13 protein-coding genes and 3 pseudogenes are annotated in these 16,585 nt (G+C 34.7%); 7 read left to right on the top strand and 9 right to left on the bottom strand.

What is annotated here, in order from left to right; all coding sequences use genetic code 11:
- Positions 1-5 precede the first annotated feature (5 nt).
- Positions 6-1,331, top strand: a complete 1,326-nt coding sequence (locus tag TX86_RS15985; RefSeq protein WP_042349891.1) for a GntP family permease — start codon at positions 6-8, stop codon at positions 1,329-1,331.
- Between the two features lie 290 nt (positions 1,332-1,621).
- On the opposite strand, the pseudogene TX86_RS15990 reads toward TX86_RS15985, so the two are convergent.
- Positions 1,622-2,258: pseudogene (locus TX86_RS15990) on the bottom strand (SpoVR family protein); the annotation flags it as partial.
- Positions 2,259-2,595: 337 nt separating this feature from the next.
- On the opposite strand from TX86_RS15990, the gene TX86_RS15995 reads away from it, so the two are divergent.
- Positions 2,596-3,306, top strand: coding sequence for a hypothetical protein (locus TX86_RS15995; protein ID WP_042349892.1), 711 nt, complete (start codon positions 2,596-2,598; stop codon positions 3,304-3,306).
- A gap of 185 nt (positions 3,307-3,491) precedes the next feature.
- On the opposite strand, the gene TX86_RS16000 is transcribed toward TX86_RS15995, so the two are convergent.
- The 3 genes and pseudogenes from TX86_RS16000 to TX86_RS16010 all read right to left on the bottom strand — a co-directional run bounded on the left by TX86_RS16000 (position 3,492) and on the right by TX86_RS16010 (position 5,057).
- Positions 3,492-3,983: a hypothetical protein gene (locus TX86_RS16000; protein ID WP_042349894.1), complete on the bottom strand. Its 492-nt coding sequence runs from the start codon at positions 3,981-3,983 to the stop codon at positions 3,492-3,494.
- A gap of 118 nt (positions 3,984-4,101) precedes the next feature.
- Positions 4,102-4,452 (bottom strand): hypothetical protein, encoded by a 351-nt coding sequence (locus tag TX86_RS16005; RefSeq protein ID WP_042349896.1) that lies wholly within the window; start codon positions 4,450-4,452, stop codon positions 4,102-4,104.
- A 182-nt stretch (positions 4,453-4,634) separates the two neighbouring features.
- Positions 4,635-5,057: pseudogene (locus tag TX86_RS16010) on the bottom strand (DUF4275 family protein).
- Positions 5,058-5,268: 211 nt separating this feature from the next.
- Here TX86_RS16010 and TX86_RS16015 point away from each other — a divergent pair.
- Entirely contained in the window at positions 5,269-5,976 is a 708-nt protein-coding gene (locus TX86_RS16015; protein WP_042349899.1) for a hypothetical protein, read from the top strand.
- A gap of 446 nt (positions 5,977-6,422) precedes the next feature.
- On the top strand, positions 6,423-7,658 hold the full coding sequence (locus TX86_RS16020) for an IS110 family RNA-guided transposase (RefSeq protein WP_042349902.1): 1,236 nt from the start codon (positions 6,423-6,425) through the stop codon (positions 7,656-7,658).
- A gap of 539 nt (positions 7,659-8,197) precedes the next feature.
- Here the strand turns inward: TX86_RS16020 and TX86_RS16025 are convergent.
- On the bottom strand, positions 8,198-9,145 hold the full coding sequence (locus TX86_RS16025) for an NAD-dependent epimerase/dehydratase family protein (RefSeq protein ID WP_042349903.1): 948 nt from the start codon (positions 9,143-9,145) through the stop codon (positions 8,198-8,200).
- A gap of 271 nt (positions 9,146-9,416) precedes the next feature.
- A pseudogene (locus TX86_RS26355) lies at positions 9,417-9,736 on the bottom strand (SpoVR family protein); the annotation flags it as partial.
- A gap of 188 nt (positions 9,737-9,924) precedes the next feature.
- Here TX86_RS26355 and TX86_RS16035 point away from each other — a divergent pair.
- Positions 9,925-10,386, top strand: a complete 462-nt coding sequence (locus TX86_RS16035; RefSeq protein WP_042349906.1) for a DUF2231 domain-containing protein — start codon at positions 9,925-9,927, stop codon at positions 10,384-10,386.
- Between the two features lie 211 nt (positions 10,387-10,597).
- Positions 10,598-11,803 (top strand): COG4705 family protein, encoded by a 1,206-nt coding sequence (locus TX86_RS16040; RefSeq protein ID WP_042349908.1) that lies wholly within the window; start codon positions 10,598-10,600, stop codon positions 11,801-11,803.
- A 333-nt stretch (positions 11,804-12,136) separates the two neighbouring features.
- On the opposite strand, the gene TX86_RS16045 is transcribed toward TX86_RS16040, so the two are convergent.
- The 3 genes from TX86_RS16045 to TX86_RS16055 all read right to left on the bottom strand — a co-directional run bounded on the left by TX86_RS16045 (position 12,137) and on the right by TX86_RS16055 (position 15,140).
- A complete protein-coding gene (locus TX86_RS16045) occupies positions 12,137-13,546 on the bottom strand; it encodes a SpoVR family protein (protein ID WP_042349910.1) in 1,410 nt (469 codons plus the stop codon).
- A gap of 184 nt (positions 13,547-13,730) precedes the next feature.
- Positions 13,731-14,288, bottom strand: a complete 558-nt coding sequence (locus TX86_RS16050; protein WP_042349912.1) for a VanZ family protein — start codon at positions 14,286-14,288, stop codon at positions 13,731-13,733.
- Between the two features lie 231 nt (positions 14,289-14,519).
- Positions 14,520-15,140, bottom strand: coding sequence for a GyrI-like domain-containing protein (locus tag TX86_RS16055; RefSeq protein ID WP_042349913.1), 621 nt, complete (start codon positions 15,138-15,140; stop codon positions 14,520-14,522).
- 152 nt (positions 15,141-15,292) lie between these two features.
- Between TX86_RS16055 and TX86_RS16060 the strand changes: the two genes are divergently transcribed.
- Positions 15,293-16,576, top strand: a complete 1,284-nt coding sequence (locus tag TX86_RS16060; protein ID WP_042349915.1) for a glycoside hydrolase family 18 protein — start codon at positions 15,293-15,295, stop codon at positions 16,574-16,576.
- The last annotated feature ends 9 nt before the right edge of the window (positions 16,577-16,585 follow it).

A 16,585-nucleotide genomic window follows, 5' to 3' on the forward strand; every position in this document is an offset into this window, starting at 1 on the left:
AAGATATGGTAGCTATCACGTTAGTTGTTAGTATTTTATTATTGATTTTTTTAAGTATCAAAATTAAATTGCATCCTTTTTTCGCTTTACTAAGTGTAGCATTAGTCTATGGTTTATTGTCTCGCTTAGATTTACTAGAGATCATGACCATTATCAAAGAAGCAATGGGTTCGGCGGTGGTAGATTTAGGCTTGATCGTATTGATTGGAACTGTGACCGGAGGCTTATTGGAAGCTAGCGGCGCCACAGATGTAATTGCCAAGAAAATCGTCAAGATCACTGGGCCAAAGTTATCGCCTATCGGTCTAGCCATCACTGGCTTTATCGTATCGATCCCGGTTTTTTGTTCTTCTACGTTTATTTTGCTAGCGCCTTTAGCAAAAAAAATCAGTAAAGAAGCCAAAGTCGATTTTATGGTAATGATTATCGCCTTAAGCTTAGGCTGTTTGGTTCCGACAACCTTTATGCCGCCAGCGCCAGGACCATTATCAGCCATAAATGTGCTGGAATTGGATATCGGGAAAGTAATGTTCGTGTCGTTGCTTTTTTTCATTCCATTATTAATTACCATCTACTTATGTGCCCGCTGGTTAGGAAAAAAATATCCTTATCCTAAAACGTTAAACGAAATTGACGCACAGGAAAATGCAAGTAAAATTCCATTTTGGGCTGCCATCGCACCGATTTTATTACCAGTACTATTGATTTTAACAAAAACTTTCTTGTTAGATCAGCTAACTACAGATTCAGTGCCGTACATGATTTTAGCTAGTTTAGGCACAACTGAAATCGCTTTAGCTGTGGGAATGCTGATAGCCTTAATCTTGTGTTGGAAAAAACAAAAAGATGCGACAATCTGGCAATTTGATGGGATTGTTGGTAATTCGTTACGAACAGGAGCACAAATTTTAATGATCATTTGCGCCGGTAGCGCGTTTGGCGCCATCTTGCAAGCGACGGAGCTTAAAGATGTCTTGGCTAAATTAATGGTGGGCTCTTCTTTAGGCTTATTAACACCTTTCTTGATCGGCGTTTTATTTAGAACTGCCATCGGCTCTATCACCGTTTCGTTATTGACTGCGACTTTGATCATCGCTCCAGTGATTCCTGCCATGGGCTACGATAGCACCTTGGGCACGATGCTGATCTTTCTGGCGTGCGCGTCTGGTTCCTTTATGGTCTTCCACGGAAACGACGATATGTTCTGGTCAGTGGTGACTGCCTCCGATCTTGAATCAAAATACGCCTACAAAGTTTTACCTATCACCAGCGTTATCGTTTCTCTCGTAGCTTTCACCATTGTAATGTTGTTATCTTTTGTTTTACTATAAACTAGAAATAAGTTAAAAAAATGCAAAGAATATACTTAATGAGAAAAAATTAAACCTGATCCGTCGATTTCTGAAATAGACTCTTTGAACGAAATCATTAATAACAAATAATCAATCTAAATAGATACAAAAGAGATGCAAAGGCAATATACGACCTTTGCTTCTCTTTTTGATAATCATATCATGTACTTTATTTATAATTGTCTTTTAAATAAACATAAATTATTACAAAATAAAGTCAAAATCCCAACAAACAGCTTAGCATATAGTGATCCTTATACAATATGAAATTACAAATACTTCTTATAAATCCCCTTACTATCATACGTATACAAAATTGGCTTTTCCTCCACCTTCGTCTCCAAATGAACCCTACGTCCCTCCCCAAAGCTGATAAATATAAGGAAGAACCTTCTCTAAATATTTAACATCTAACTCAATGCCTTCACACCAATGCTTTAAATACAACTCACCGTTTCGTAAATAGTCACCATCATTAACCGTAATGTACGGGAATCCACCATTTACTCGCATATTGACGAGCTGATCTCGCACACCTTTCCACTCTTTATCGACAATCTTATAATCTTTGCCTTGCTTCTGGAACAAATACATGTCTTCCCTCATCACAAGGTCTTTCGTTAAATAATTACGTATGAAGGAAATATCTGATTCGACTTCTCTCACTTCAAACATTTGCTCTCGACCTGAGTTTGGTTTCACACCACGACGGACCATTTCATCTGTTGGATTATTATAACGTTCTTCAATATCCTCAAAAATTTTCAAACCTAAGTAATACGGATTAATTCCTGTACGAGATGGCTGCACAACACCTGCGTTTAGCTTCGCAAATTCTAGAGACTCGCTTGATGTTAAGTCCATTTCTCTTAGAATTCGTTGATGCCAATAAGATGCCCAGCCTTCCTTCTCCTAAGGATCTTATGTAAAAGCCTGATATATCAATAATCAGGCTTTCAGAACATATCAAGATTCAATTAATTACTCCTCAAACCTACACTACTCTTTATTGAGCTATTGCATCTAATAGTTTAAGTGTAAAACCTCACAAACTTGCCGCAGTTTGTCTCCACAATCTCTATCCTATTTCATAATAAAGTTGTTTGTCGTCAAATTAAAAAAACATTTCACTCTTAAATTCCCTAACTTTTATTAATAAATTGTCCATATTCATTACGTACTTCTCTCAATACTTTTTAATAAAATTTCTATTTAAGTACAAAAATTTTATTAAGGAGAATGAATGAACAAGAAATACATCTTTTTACTACCTTTACTGTTAATAATTACACTTTCTTCAGATTCTTCTGCTACGTACAACAAAAACAAACAAATAAAGATTCTCGAACAATCTGCATTTCAAATAATTGAAAAACACTACCTATTAAATTTATTTAGTAATCCAAGGTTTAGTATTGATAATAGAACTATCTATATAGAATTAGACATAGATAGAAAAATTTCAAATATGGCTACCATTGAGCAATTTATGAATTTTAAAATGTTTACCCAAAAACTTCGTGTCATTCTTAATAATCATTCCAATAAAAAAGCTAATTTCCTAAGCAGAAAAGATGTAATTATTTACGGGAAATTTGATGAAAACACTTTTGTATATGATAGTATATTACCCAATAAAAATTTAATCTTATCCTATGAAAGCTACTTTTCAATAAATAAAAAAATCATTTTTTCATCTTCTGAGTTTAAACGAGTAACTAACCAACACATTTCAAATACTTCTATTGAAAAAGTTAATGGCTATGATGATATAGACGTACACCGATACGCTCGAAGACTATTTACTCTTATAACTAAGAATGGAAAGTATTATAATCCAGACCAAGATGATCCGTTAATTGTGGAAGCGACTTGCGATAAATTTAATTTAACTGCTGAGGAGCTTGCTGACATTGATAACAAATATTATTTATTTCCTACCTTTCCCTACTGAAGAGTAGGGTTTTATTTTTTATAATTAACCTTGTATTTTCTAGGAGTTTTTTTCTAAAACGCTAATTCCACTAAAATGCCCCGTTAGCTGCATAAGAAAAAGCTGTCTAAATGACAGCCCTGATCTTCTACGAATGCACCCGTTAGTTTAAGTAAGTTTATTCACAAGTAAACATTTATATTTAGCTAAGAAATATCAATGTTTGCTTCTCTAAATGCTTTTATATATAAATCATCTGACAATAGTATTTCACTACCAAACAATTGCTTTCTAATTATCTTAAAAAGTTCATTATTGATATTTGGAAAAGTGTTCTCAAAACCATCTCTTTTATCTAATAGCATTAAAAAATATATAATAACTTTATTAATATGAGGTAATTGTTCCTCTATATTCGACGAGTATTTCAAAAATTCTTCGATATACTTATCAAAATGATGACTCTTATTTATATCAAACTTTCCAGTACAAAAAGGAAATCCACACTCTAATTCCCATTCTTCTAGTAACCCAAAAAATGCTATAAGTGAACCTGCTCTATATCTTATATCATTATCATTAAAATGTTTATAAAAAGGATATAGAAGCTCTCCACACCAACCCAAGTCTATCATCCCAGAATCTTCTTTAATATATTCTTGTAATAAATCGTAAACTTCGTTAAATGACTTTTCCATTTTATCACCCCTTTCAACATTACAAGAATGATTTTTTTAATTCCACTAGCCTGCCCCGTTTGTAGCAACTAACGTAAATAAAAGAAAAGTATCTAGTTGCCGTACTTTCCTTCTTCATTTAATGCCCAATACTCATCGCAATTACAAACAACGACCACGCTGATACGGGTATCGATAATATTACGGACAAAGTATATATAACCTTCACGCTATTGTCTTTAGTATCTTTCTTAGTGGCAGAAACAGCTATAAGTATGTACATAACCACAAAGAAGAACCAACTCAAGTAAGTTGACCACTCCAATGCCTCAGGACTACCCAAACCTGTTTTATCAAACATAGGCATATAAGCAACGTCTTGAGCACCCACCCCTAAAAGTGAAGCTACGACAAACAATATACATACAAACGTTATTCGCCCCCCCCATAAACACCATCCCTTTTGCTTCATCTTCGTACATATTTTCATTTAAATTAATGCTCTTATCCCTTCACTCTACAGTGTAATATTACACTAATTATAGATTTTTACACAATTTCGTAAATACTCCTTATGTAACTAACCTGCTCCGTTTGTTGCATAAGAAAAAGAGCTGACAAAAATCAACTCTGAACCCAAGCTATTGCACCTGTTAGCGAAACAACCTAATTTCATTTAACACTAAAGTATGGTCCACACCATCCAGCTTCGTGTGTTTGTATGTAAGTCCAGTTAAATCCTTTATCTACAATATAAATATCTTGTTCATTTATGAGGTCATCAGTATTAAACATAGAGGCATTCTCAAGAAAAAGAGCATAATCCGAATGTTGATAAAACACATAACAATTATTCTTTGTCTGATTATTGAATGCGGCTTCAGCTTTTTCTTCCCCTAAACAATCCTTCTTCTCATAACTAAACAAGTGCCATAAATAGCCACCCGTATCAAATAGATAAATTCATTTCTTATCTTTATCACTTAAATGACTAGCAAAAATATTTCCCCATTGCTTTCGTAAATAAGGTCCCCATTTTGGAATTTCAGTTATCTTTATTTTTTTGGTTTTAAGTCTATCATATAGATCATTCATTTTTCATTCTCTCTCTTCCTAAATAAAGTTAAATTCGCCATAATATACGAAAGCCCTTCTTCAACTAAACTGCTCCGATAGTTGCATAAGAAAGGAGAAACTCATTTACTCTTTTGTTTCCTATCGAGTTCATTTAACACTCCTACTTTTCACACATTTTTATCAATTTTTTTTCATAAGCTGTTTTCCTGAGGAGGAAAAGAGGATTAAAATGAAAAGAAAAGTTATAATTTTTAGCATAAGTTTCTTAATCTTAACCACAATGTGTCTTTTACATATCGTTGAAAGCAGTGGAACTGTTAGTGATCTAAAAAAAGTTGCAAACGAGATTATACAATCTAATTCTTTAAACTATCTTATCGAAAATATTGACGTTCAATATAGCTATTCAACTATTGAAATTAACCTGGAGTTAAAAAATCAGTATGATGAACTAGAGACGATTAACCAGTTTGCTGTATTTGAGTACTTTCAAAGACAACTAAGACATTATCTACTCACTAGCGATAACCAAAATACTTTACATATTTCTGATTTAAAACTAATTGGAAACACAGATTCAAACAAATACCTTTTATCAAGTGAGATACCTAATAAAAAGTTAGTGCATTATAAGACTGAAAATTTATTTTATATAAATAATAAAAAATCCTATAATACTAGCACCCTAAATCATTTACTCTATAATTCTAGAAAAGATAAAGCTGAGCTTGAATTAGAAGTATTAAACTACGCGGATAATAAGTTTCGACTAATTACCTCCGCAGGACATGACTATACTCATAAAACCGATTCAAAAATTATATTGGATATGATTTCCCAAAAATTTGGTATAACACATGAAGAGTTCCATGATATTTATTTTCATTATTATCTCGGTATTAATTTCAATCCCTTTTTAGATGCTTCAAATCAATGAAGCATCTTATTCAACCTTATGTTTCCTAATTTAATCTACGTTTTGCGAATCTACTTCCAATCACAAGAACAAATTCTCTGTCAAAGCGTAAATTGTGATTGGCAACAATAAAGTTGTTTAATTTCTATATATTTAAAAGGTATTTGTACTTAAAAATCATTAATAAAGTTGTTTAATTCTTATTGAACTAAAGCACCTGATCGTATTATAAGGTTGACCAATGTTATTGGTTGACCTTTTAATTTAGGTTCTAGAATACTAATGGTAGCTGGGGTAGAACGACTGCACCTGTGGGAGTTAAGCCCGAAAACTAAACCGTTCACCCCCTACTTATAGAAACATGATTGAAGCTGGTTGGGACGTAGATCTCGTATAACAAGCGAAGCTATGACACTATAAGCAGCCATAGGGGTTACCAGTGATTTGATTAATAGGAGGAGATACACATGAATCCAGTCATTGGTCTGGATGTCTCAAAAGGAGAAAGTCAGGTTCAAGCATTCTTGGAGAAAAAGAAACCATATAAAAAGAGCTTTAAAGTAGCACATACACTAGAAGGATTACATGAACTCCACGTATTTATCAGAGAAATCGAAGAAGTATCAGGTTCACAACCACCCATTATGTTGGAGTCTACTGGGCATTATCATACGCCTGTTGTACAGTATTTCGAAAAAAGAGGTTACCTGTTAATCATTGTGAATCCACTCATTTCTTATAAAACGAAAAGCTCAAGTTTACGTAAAGTCAAAACCGATATAATCGATGCCCAACATCTCTGCGAGATGTATTATAAAGAAGATTTAGAGCCATATAAAAAGCGTGGTATTCAACTATTAAACTTACGTAATCTGACGAGACAACACGAAAATTTAACAGGTATGTTTGTACAATCTAAATTACAGTTTCAATCTGTGTTGGACCAAGTGTTTCCTGAATATGTAGGCGTATTTGGAGAATTATATTCGAATGTTTCTTTACTTACCTTATTAACCTACCCTACCTCAAAAGGCATTTTAGAAGCTGGCGAAGAAGCCGTATCCATAAAGATTCATGAACTGTGTAAAAGTCGTTCACAAAAGTGGGCTAGTAATCAAGCTTCTAAACTAATGAAAGCAGCTAGTCGAAATCCATTTCAACAGACTTTATATCATAGTCATTTGATTAGTTTAGAGATGCTTATAGGGATTCTTCTTGAATATAAAAAGCACCTATCTAAGCTTGAAGAAGAGATAGATGCTTTAGCAAAAAATATTGAAGAATATAAGATTACCCAATCCATTCCTGGTATCGGTGAAAAAATCGCAGCAACGATTATTTCTGAAATTGGAGAAATAGATCGGTTTAATCACCCTAAGAAGTTGGTTGCATTTGCAGGAATTGACCCTAGCATATTTGAATCTGGTACCTTTAAGGGAACTAAAAATCATATCACGAAAAGGGGTTCCAGCAGGCTTAGACATGCCCTATTTACAGCTGTCCGTTGTGCCATTCGAGATGCACGTAAAACCCGAACGACAAAAGAACTCATCCCTCGAAATAAGAGATTACGTGAGTTTTACGATAAGAAACGTGAAGAAGGCAAACCTTATCGAGTATCCATTATTGCCTGTGCTAACAAGCTTTTACATTGGATTTACGCTCTTTTGAAAAACAAAACAACATTCCAAGATGTTGCTTAAAATAATTTTTCACATATCTTCAAGGAACTTCCATATCGTTAGAGGAAGCTTATTTGTCATGCCCTACTTTTAGTATAGCACTCTAGAATCTCATTATTTAGCGAAATGTTTGACAAACTATTAGCTGGTTTTGTTTAAGCGTATTTATTCGCAAACTATCGAGTTATATATAGGGCAAGTCAGTTCAAGAGGGAATCCCATTCTTAAGAACGAATTCAATATTTGTTTCGATGAACCGTATCTTAAATAGGGGTAAGCATAAGCAAACAGTACAGAAAGGCCAGACCTCAAAGTGTATAGTTTTTCTAACCTACCTGAAGTTCATCTTTTGCAGCATACGGTACATAACCGCGGCCATCTCTGCTTGCGTTGCAGCCGCCTTCAGCCTTAAATTTTCGGAACCGTTACTTCATATACAGAGAGCTAACGTTTCTACGCTACCAATAGCTGCCATCCGTTCTTCTTAATATAGAGAAAGACCCTTGAGAGCGTTATAATGGAAAAATATTGATTTGACATTGATGAAGGTGGAGACTCCTCTATTTGGAGGAAAGACTAGACAGCCATTGCTTTGTTACCTGAGGAATTCCTTCAACTGCGCTCGGATAACGAAACTTAAAACCTGTATCTAGTAACTTATCATTTGAAAAATAAGTATGTGCAGTTGCATACTCCGTTAGAACAGGTCCAATAACCAGTCGACACAGCCATGCAGGGATTTTCACCGTTTTTCCAGTCACACGAAGTTCCTGTTCAATCATTTGTTTGAAGCTTTCTGATGTAATGGGATGGGAATCACAAAGAATGTATTTTTCACCTATACTGGCATGTTTCGTTAAATACAGGCAGGCTCTTGCGCAATCTTCCACATGAATGGGCGAAAACATCGGTTCTTTTCCCCATAAAGAATAAATGGGCTTCTTACGATACAGTGGCTCTATAAACAGTTGCACGGTCCAAGAATCCGCGCCATAAATTTGTGCAGGAAACACAGTTGTAATCGGCAACCCACTATTTTTATACTTGTCTAACTCATTTACAGAAGGCACTATATAAGGTCCCCATCCTTTAGGCTCACTGCGGTATGTTTCATCCTTAGGCATATCTGAACCGCTATCTCCTAAGTAGCTCGTACCTGCGACATAAATAATATTTTGAATAGCAGAGGGATTGATGTGATTGAGCAAGCGCACCGTCATGGCATAATGTCCATGGCTATATTCCAAAGCCACTTTTTTCGTAACCTTCTTACCCCAGGTTGGCGGTGCTGCCAAGTGAATGACGTACTGACACTCTTGAATAACCTTTTGCCACTCGCCATCCTCCAGCAGATCGCCAACGACTGCTGAAACTCCTTGTTCCACCAGCTGTCTCGCTTTTTCATCAGAACGAGTAAGTACGATAATTTCCATATTTTCCTTAAACGCTTCCTGAATTAGTGATTTTCCTATGTAGCCAGTACCGCCTGTAACGAATACTTTTTCCATGAATCTATGCTCCTTTTCTTAGGAGCCATTAGGTTGTGAATAAACGAAGGCCCCCTGCTAGATTTGCTTAGTACAGCTATTGACCTGCCCTGCTTCGAGAAATAATAAGTAATGTCATCATATGACGGATAAGGCTAAATGATGACATTGCTTTGGTGCAAATATTATTCTTTATAATATTAATCAAATCCTTCTTGAACTAACCTGCACCAATCGCATAACGAAAAAAAGGCTACTATAAAGCAGCCCTGAACTTAAGCTCTAGCACCCGATAGTCACCGTCATTGACTGTTATATACGGGAATCCACCATTCACACGCATATTCACAAGCTGATACCGAACATTTTTCCATTCTTTATTAACAATTTTATATCCTTACCTTGCTTCTGGAACAAGTACATATCTTCTCTCATCACAAGGTCTTTCGTTAAGTAATTACGTATGAAGGAGATATCTGATTCAATTTCACGTACTTCAAACATTTGAGCCCGACCTGAATTTGGTTTCACACCCCGACGAATCATTTCTTCTGTTGGGTTATTATAACGTTCTTCAATGTCCTCGAAGATTTTTAATGTTAAAGGATTAAGTTACTAACAAAATATTTTATTTATGCATCATTTATTATTGATTATTACAAAGGAACAGTAAATGTAAAAAGCTCGTTAGGAAAAGAGACAACATTTATTATTTCTCTACCCATTGGTGGCTAAAATTCAGTTTTCCTTCAGTTTTGTTTTATATGATAGTGATATCAAATAGAAGGAGACGATGAAAAATGCCACTACATCCATTACTTGTCCATTTCCCTATTGCGCTACTCATTATTGGAGCAGTAGTTGAAATCGTAAATGTTTTTCTAAAAAAAGAGACCCTTAATAAAATGGGAACAACATTAATCGTCATAGGTTTCATTTCTGGGATAGCTACTGTTCTTTCAGGGGATGGGGCAGAAGAATTTGCTTTTTCAAACTGGGGTAGAATTCTTCACGATCAGGTTGAATTACATTCCTTTTTCGCTGATTTGTCCATGATTATTTTTGGGGTTTTAACTGCTATTAAATTATTATTTAAACACACATTTTTTAAATTTGAATTTCTAAAAAAACCGATCTTCAAAAGTGGATTAATTACGATTCTAATCATCATTTTAAGTATTTCTGGAACGGCTTTAATGGCTATCACAGGTCATCTGGGTGGTAAAATTGTCTACGAACATCAAGTAAGTACCAATCAATAAAACTTATCATTTTCTGAACAAACTGAAATGATCCAACCTTTAGGTCGATAAATGATAAGCAAAGAATCACAAGTCACCATATTTTTTTGGAATCGTAAAGATTATGGCAACTACTGTGGAAGAAACAGCACAGACTTCCTTAATGATTAACTTGACTTAGAGAGAGAAATATAATTTTTGTGGGAAGCCCTTTAAAGAAAGGAGATTATATATGCGAAAAAACCAAAATAAAATGAAAATTTTACTTAACAAAGTACCACAAGTGACGATTTTCTTTTGGATCATCAAAGTTTTGTGTACAACTGTTGGCGAAACATTTGCTGATTATATCAATTTCAACATTGGACTTGGTTTAACACTTACTACCATTATTATGGGAGTTGCATTTTTTATTGCATTGTTTTTTCAATTTAAAGCAACCAAATATGTTCCAGCCATTTACTGGGTAACAGTTGTTCTTATAAGCGTATTTGGAACACTTGTAACGGATAATTTGACAGATAATATGGGCGTTCTACTTGAGGTTAGTACAGCTGTATTCTCGGTGTTACTAGGACTGACTTTTCTATTTTGGTATCTTAGTGAAAAAACTCTATCAATCCACTCGATTTTTACTAGAAAAAGAGAAGTTTTCTACTGGCTTACGGTCCTTTTCACCTTTGCACTTGGAACAGCGGTCGGCGATTTATATTCCGAACAACTTGGATTTGGTTATCTTAATACAGGATTAGGCGTTGCTATTATTATTGCTCTTGTGTTCTTAGCTTATAAATTTTTGAAACTTGACGGAATATTAGCTTTCTGGATTGCGTATATTTTAACTCGTCCACTTGGAGCGTCAATTGGAGATTACCTATCTCAATCAAAAGTAAATGGCGGATTAGGACTCGGAACAACCGTTACGAGTGTAATTTTTCTTATCGCTATTTTAGCAATCATCGTTTTCCTTACCGTTTCAAAAATTGATACAAATGCTAAAAGTGGTATAGCGGAAACAAACCAAAGTAAGGCAACTAAGAAACATGTGCTAACACAAACGATTGTTGTACTCATAATTTTCTTAGTTGTTGGTACAGGTGGTTATAAATGGCGCAGTAATAATATTGCATCACAAGGTGCCTCAGGGCAAACTACATTAGTGGGTCAATTAAATGATTTTATTAAAATTGAAAATGATATACTAAACGCTGTAAATAAAAATAACTTTGCTTCAGCAAAAAAAGGCTCTGATAATTTGGAACATCAGTGGGATACACAAGAACCTAAGCTTCGAAAAATTGATAGCACTACATGGACAAAAATTGATGGAACAATTGACTCTGTGCTAGCAGCAGTTCGTTCTTCAAAACCTGATATTAATAATAGTAAAACTGCACTTACTAATTCATTTAGTGTCTTAAAAGGTGCAAATAAATAATACTCTTAGGAATCGCCAATCGCGGTTCCTTTTTTAATGGAACCCTTACCTATTCGTATCAAGAATAGAAAATTGAGAATAATTCAAAGTAACTTATAAAATAAGCTTTATAAATATCTATAATGCAACCTATATAGACAACCACAAATAAAAAGCAGCGATATTATAAGACTTTATCGCTGCTTCTTATTTTAGGAAACCCGATTCCAGATAGATTTGACTGCTCTAATTCATTAATTGTCTTCTAAATATCAATCAGCATCTCTATAATCTAATAAGAAAAGATCGTTCTTCTCCATGTATTTAATCAAAAAAGCCAATAACAATATGAAATTACAAATACTTCTTATAAATCCCCTTACTATCATACGTATAAAGAATCGGCTTCTCCTCCACCTTTGTTTCCAAATGAACACCTCGACCCCAAAGCTGATAAATATAAGGAAGAACCTTCTCTAAATACTTCACATCTAATTCAATACCTTCATACCAATGCTTCAAGTACAGCTCACCGTTTCTCAAATAGTCGCCATCATTAACCGTAATATATGGGAACCCGCCATTCACTCGCATATTCACAAGCTGATCTCGGACACCTTTCCATTCTTTATCAACAATTTTATAGTCCTTGCCTTGTTTTTGGAACAAATACATATCTTCCCTCATCACAAGGTCTTTCGTTAAGTAATTACGTATGAAGGAAATATCTGATTCTACTTCTCTCACTTCAAACATTTGCTCTCGACCAGAGTTTGGTTTTACACCTCGACGAACCATTTCATCTGTTGGGTTATTAAAGCGCTCTTCAATATCTTCGAAGATTTTTAAGCCTAAGTAATACGGATTAATTCCTGTACGAGATGGCTGCACAACGCCTGCGTTTAATTTCGCAAATTCTAAAGACTCGCTTGATGTTAAGTCCATTTCGCGTAGGATGCGTTGATGCCAGAAGGATGCCCAACCTTCATTCATGATTTTCGTCTCTAGCTGAGGCCAGAAATATAGCATTTCTTCACGAATCATTGTAAGAATATCACGTTGCCAGTCTTCTAATTCTCGGCTATATTGTTGGATGAAAAGTAGTAAATCCTTTTGAGGTTGTGCCGGGAATTTTTTATATTTCTTTTTTGGTTGTTCTGGTTTTGTTTCTTTCTTTTCTAAATTCCATAAATCATCGTATGGAGAAGGTTTTTGTTTCACTTCTTCTTCTTCCTCTTCCATCTCAATCGTTGTTGCAGGGTGTAGGAGCGCTGGATCAATATGTTCCTCAATAGATAGGACTGCATCTAAGAAGATTTCTACTTCTCTCTTGCCATACTCAATTTCATATTGGCGAATGCGGTCAGCGGTTGCCGCCATGCTTTCAACCATGTCTCGATTTGTATTTTGAAAGCGAATATTATTTTTGAAGAAATCGCAATGGGCTAATACATGGGCTACAATTAACTTATTTTGAATGAGTGCATTCGAATCTAATAAAAAAGCATAACAAGGATTAGAATTAATAACTAATTCATAGATTTTACTTAGGCCAAAATCATATTGAAGTTTCATTTTGTGGAACTGCTTACCAAAGCTCCAATGGGAATAGCGAGTAGGCATACCATAAGCACCGAATGTATAAATAATTTCACTCGGGCAAATCTCATATCTCATTGGATAGAAATCTAAACCAAAACCAGTAGCAATCTCCGTTATTTCATCGATGGCTTTTTCTAAATCCTTTTGTTCATCTATTTTCACCTTACTCCCTCCTTTTCCTTCTTATCACATAGTATGAAAGGACACGTAGAAAATGACGTAACAATCAACGATAATAGGAAAGAAAAGAAAAATTTATTTATTCTTTTTCATAGAGCAAGTTTTAGGGAAAACTAAAAAGCTGTACAAAAAGTGATATTTCAATCAATTTTTGCACAGCTTTTATTTATTGATATGCCCGATAGTTTTCTTGGCTTTTTCTACTTAGCCCATTACATTCAATTCTAAATTTTTTAACATTTTTCTTTTGCTTCGCTAACTGAATGTAATTAATCAGCAGCATAGGTATGAAACCAATAGCGCTTCCTACTACATAAAGTAACAAATCATCTATGTCAAAAACACCAAATTTAAAGATGCCTTGAAATAATTCAAACGCCAAACCGATTGCTGCGGCAACTAATAAAACATACCGAGCTTTTAAAAAACGTTTTGAAAAAAGAGGTAGCATGGCTCCAAGAGGCGCAAATGCAATTATGTATACTCCTAATTTTTTTACTTTAGCTATTAATGGAATATCAACATAAAACAGATAGTCAATTGTTGTTTGAAAAGGAATGAAGTTAGCTGTATCCCATCCTTTTTCTATGTAACTTATACGAAAGTTTTGCAAATGCTCGATAGCTTCAGAGATAGGATAGTACTTAAATAGAATTATTTTTGTCAAGATGACCAAATATAGACTAAAGACCACAACTAAACCAAACTTTAATACACGCTTCAAGGGCTCACCTCTTTTACAAATCGTTTATTAATGTCATTTCTTATTTTGAATCATACAGTATATTTCTAAAGAATTTATAAGCGAAATTATTAATAATTTCTTAAGATTGTCTACTGTGTCTCTTAAACTTAAAATGCTTATACATAATATACGTAATTCAGAATTAAAAAGTTTCATATCCAAATAAAATTGGTTTTCTTTTGTACTACCATCCATGACAATAACAGCAGCTTAATTTGCTTCTACTTCAAATCTCAATACGGTTTTCAGTTTATCTCGTTGTACTTTACGAGGGTCAGAAATATAAATTTCGCGATGAGTTCGAGAAATTCTGCTTAAGTTATGCTGTTCACAATATTCATCCATTTTTGCAAAGCTTGCTGATTCATCATCATACGAGCCAATGTGTAACATTTGTACACATAGACCTTCATCAATACTGCTAAATGTAACTTGATCTAATAAAGGATGAGGTTTCTTCTTCTTCACCATCTCCACTACTTCTTTCGCTAATTCTTCCGTTACAAAATCAGGTTGGCGAATCATAATTGTAAAGATAAGTTTATCTTTCTCTAAAGTACTTATATCTCCCGCTTCCTCCATATCCCAAACACCCTCAAGAGGAAAGACCGTATATTCATAATACCCCTCTGGAATAATCCCTTTTTTCGGTAGCATTTTAAGTGTATAAGATAATGAATATAAGACACCAATCGCTTCTGAAAAAGCTTCATCATTAGGATTTCCCTTACCCTCTAACATGAAGAAACTAAACTTCGGTATCGTTACTTGCTCTGGTTTCTTCTTTGGTATGTATAAATCTTTAGCCGCTTTTCTCCATTCGTATTTCACTATTTCTCCTCCTTCTTAATTAAAATTGCTGAGTATTTATGGATATATATTTTTTATCCTTTCCCTCTTCTATCGCAATTCCAAACCTAGAATTCATGAGTGAGTACTCTTAGACATACAATGATAGAAAAAAGTAACATTGGAGGTTTACTATGCAAATTCATGTTGTGCAGCAAGGGCAAAGTATTTATAGTATTGCAAATGCCTTTAATACAACTCCAGATAGCATTATTACCGCTAACGAATTAAAAACACCAAATCAATTAGTTATTGGGCAAGCATTAGTTATCCCTATACAAGGAAGTTATTATTGGGTAATGCAAGGAGATAGTTTATGGACTATTGGAAGAAAGTTTGGCATGACACCACAAGCAATCGCTTCAGCAAATAATATTTCACTTAACACACCATTAATGGTCGGACAACGATTATATATTCCTCCTAGAAAAAAGAGCTATGCAGAATTCAACGGCTATGTAGAACCACGAGGTACTAGTGTGTCTCCGACTTTAGAACAAGGAGCACGAGATGCAGCTCCGTACTTAACCTACCTTGCTCCCTTCAGCTTTCAAGCAAAACGAGATGGTAGTTTAAAGGAACCTTTATTAAATGAATTTCCTAACATTGCGAAGGAAAACAATACTGTACTGATGATGGTCATTACAAACCAAGAAAATGATGCCTTTAGTGATGAACTTGGCCATATTTTATTAACGGATATGAATATTCAAAATAAATTCTTAAACAATATAGAAGAAACAGCTAAAAAATATGGATTTCGAGATATTCATTTTGATTTTGAACATCTTCGACCTGAAGACAGGGATGCTTATACAGCTTTTCTCCGTAAAGCTAAAGAACGTTTTTCCAAAAATGGCTGGTTCCTATCTATTGCTCTTGCCCCGAAAACAAGTGCTACACAAGTAGGTGTGTGGTATGAGGCGCATGACTATAAAGCGCAAGGAGCTGTTGTTGATTTCGTGGTTATTATGACTTATGAATGGGGTTATTCAGGTGGGCCGGCTCAGGCTGTTTCTCCAATTGGTCCAGTGCGTAATGTACTCAACTACGCCATTAGTGAAATACCTGCTCAAAAAATTATGATGGGGCAAAACTTATATGGCTATGATTGGACATTACCATTTAAACCAGGAACCACAGCAAAAGCCATTAGTCCCCAGCAAGCAATCGATATTGCAAGACAATTTCATGTCAATATTGAATATGACTACAAAGCACAGGCACCTTTTTTCAGATATCGAGATGAATCAGGTAATGAGCATGAGGTATGGTTCGAGGATGCACGATCCATTCAAGCCAAATTTAATTTACTGAAGGAACTCAACCTTCGAGGAATGAGCTATTGGAAATTAGGTCTAGCTTTCCCACAAAACTGGCTACTCCTTGATGATAATTTCAATGTAGTGAAAAAATAGATTCCTTAT

Origin of the sequence: Bacillus massiliigorillae, from assembly GCF_000380245.2 — a bacterium.
In the GTDB taxonomy this organism is placed as follows: domain Bacteria; phylum Bacillota; class Bacilli; order Bacillales; family DSM-1321; genus Bacillus_AD; species Bacillus_AD massiliigorillae.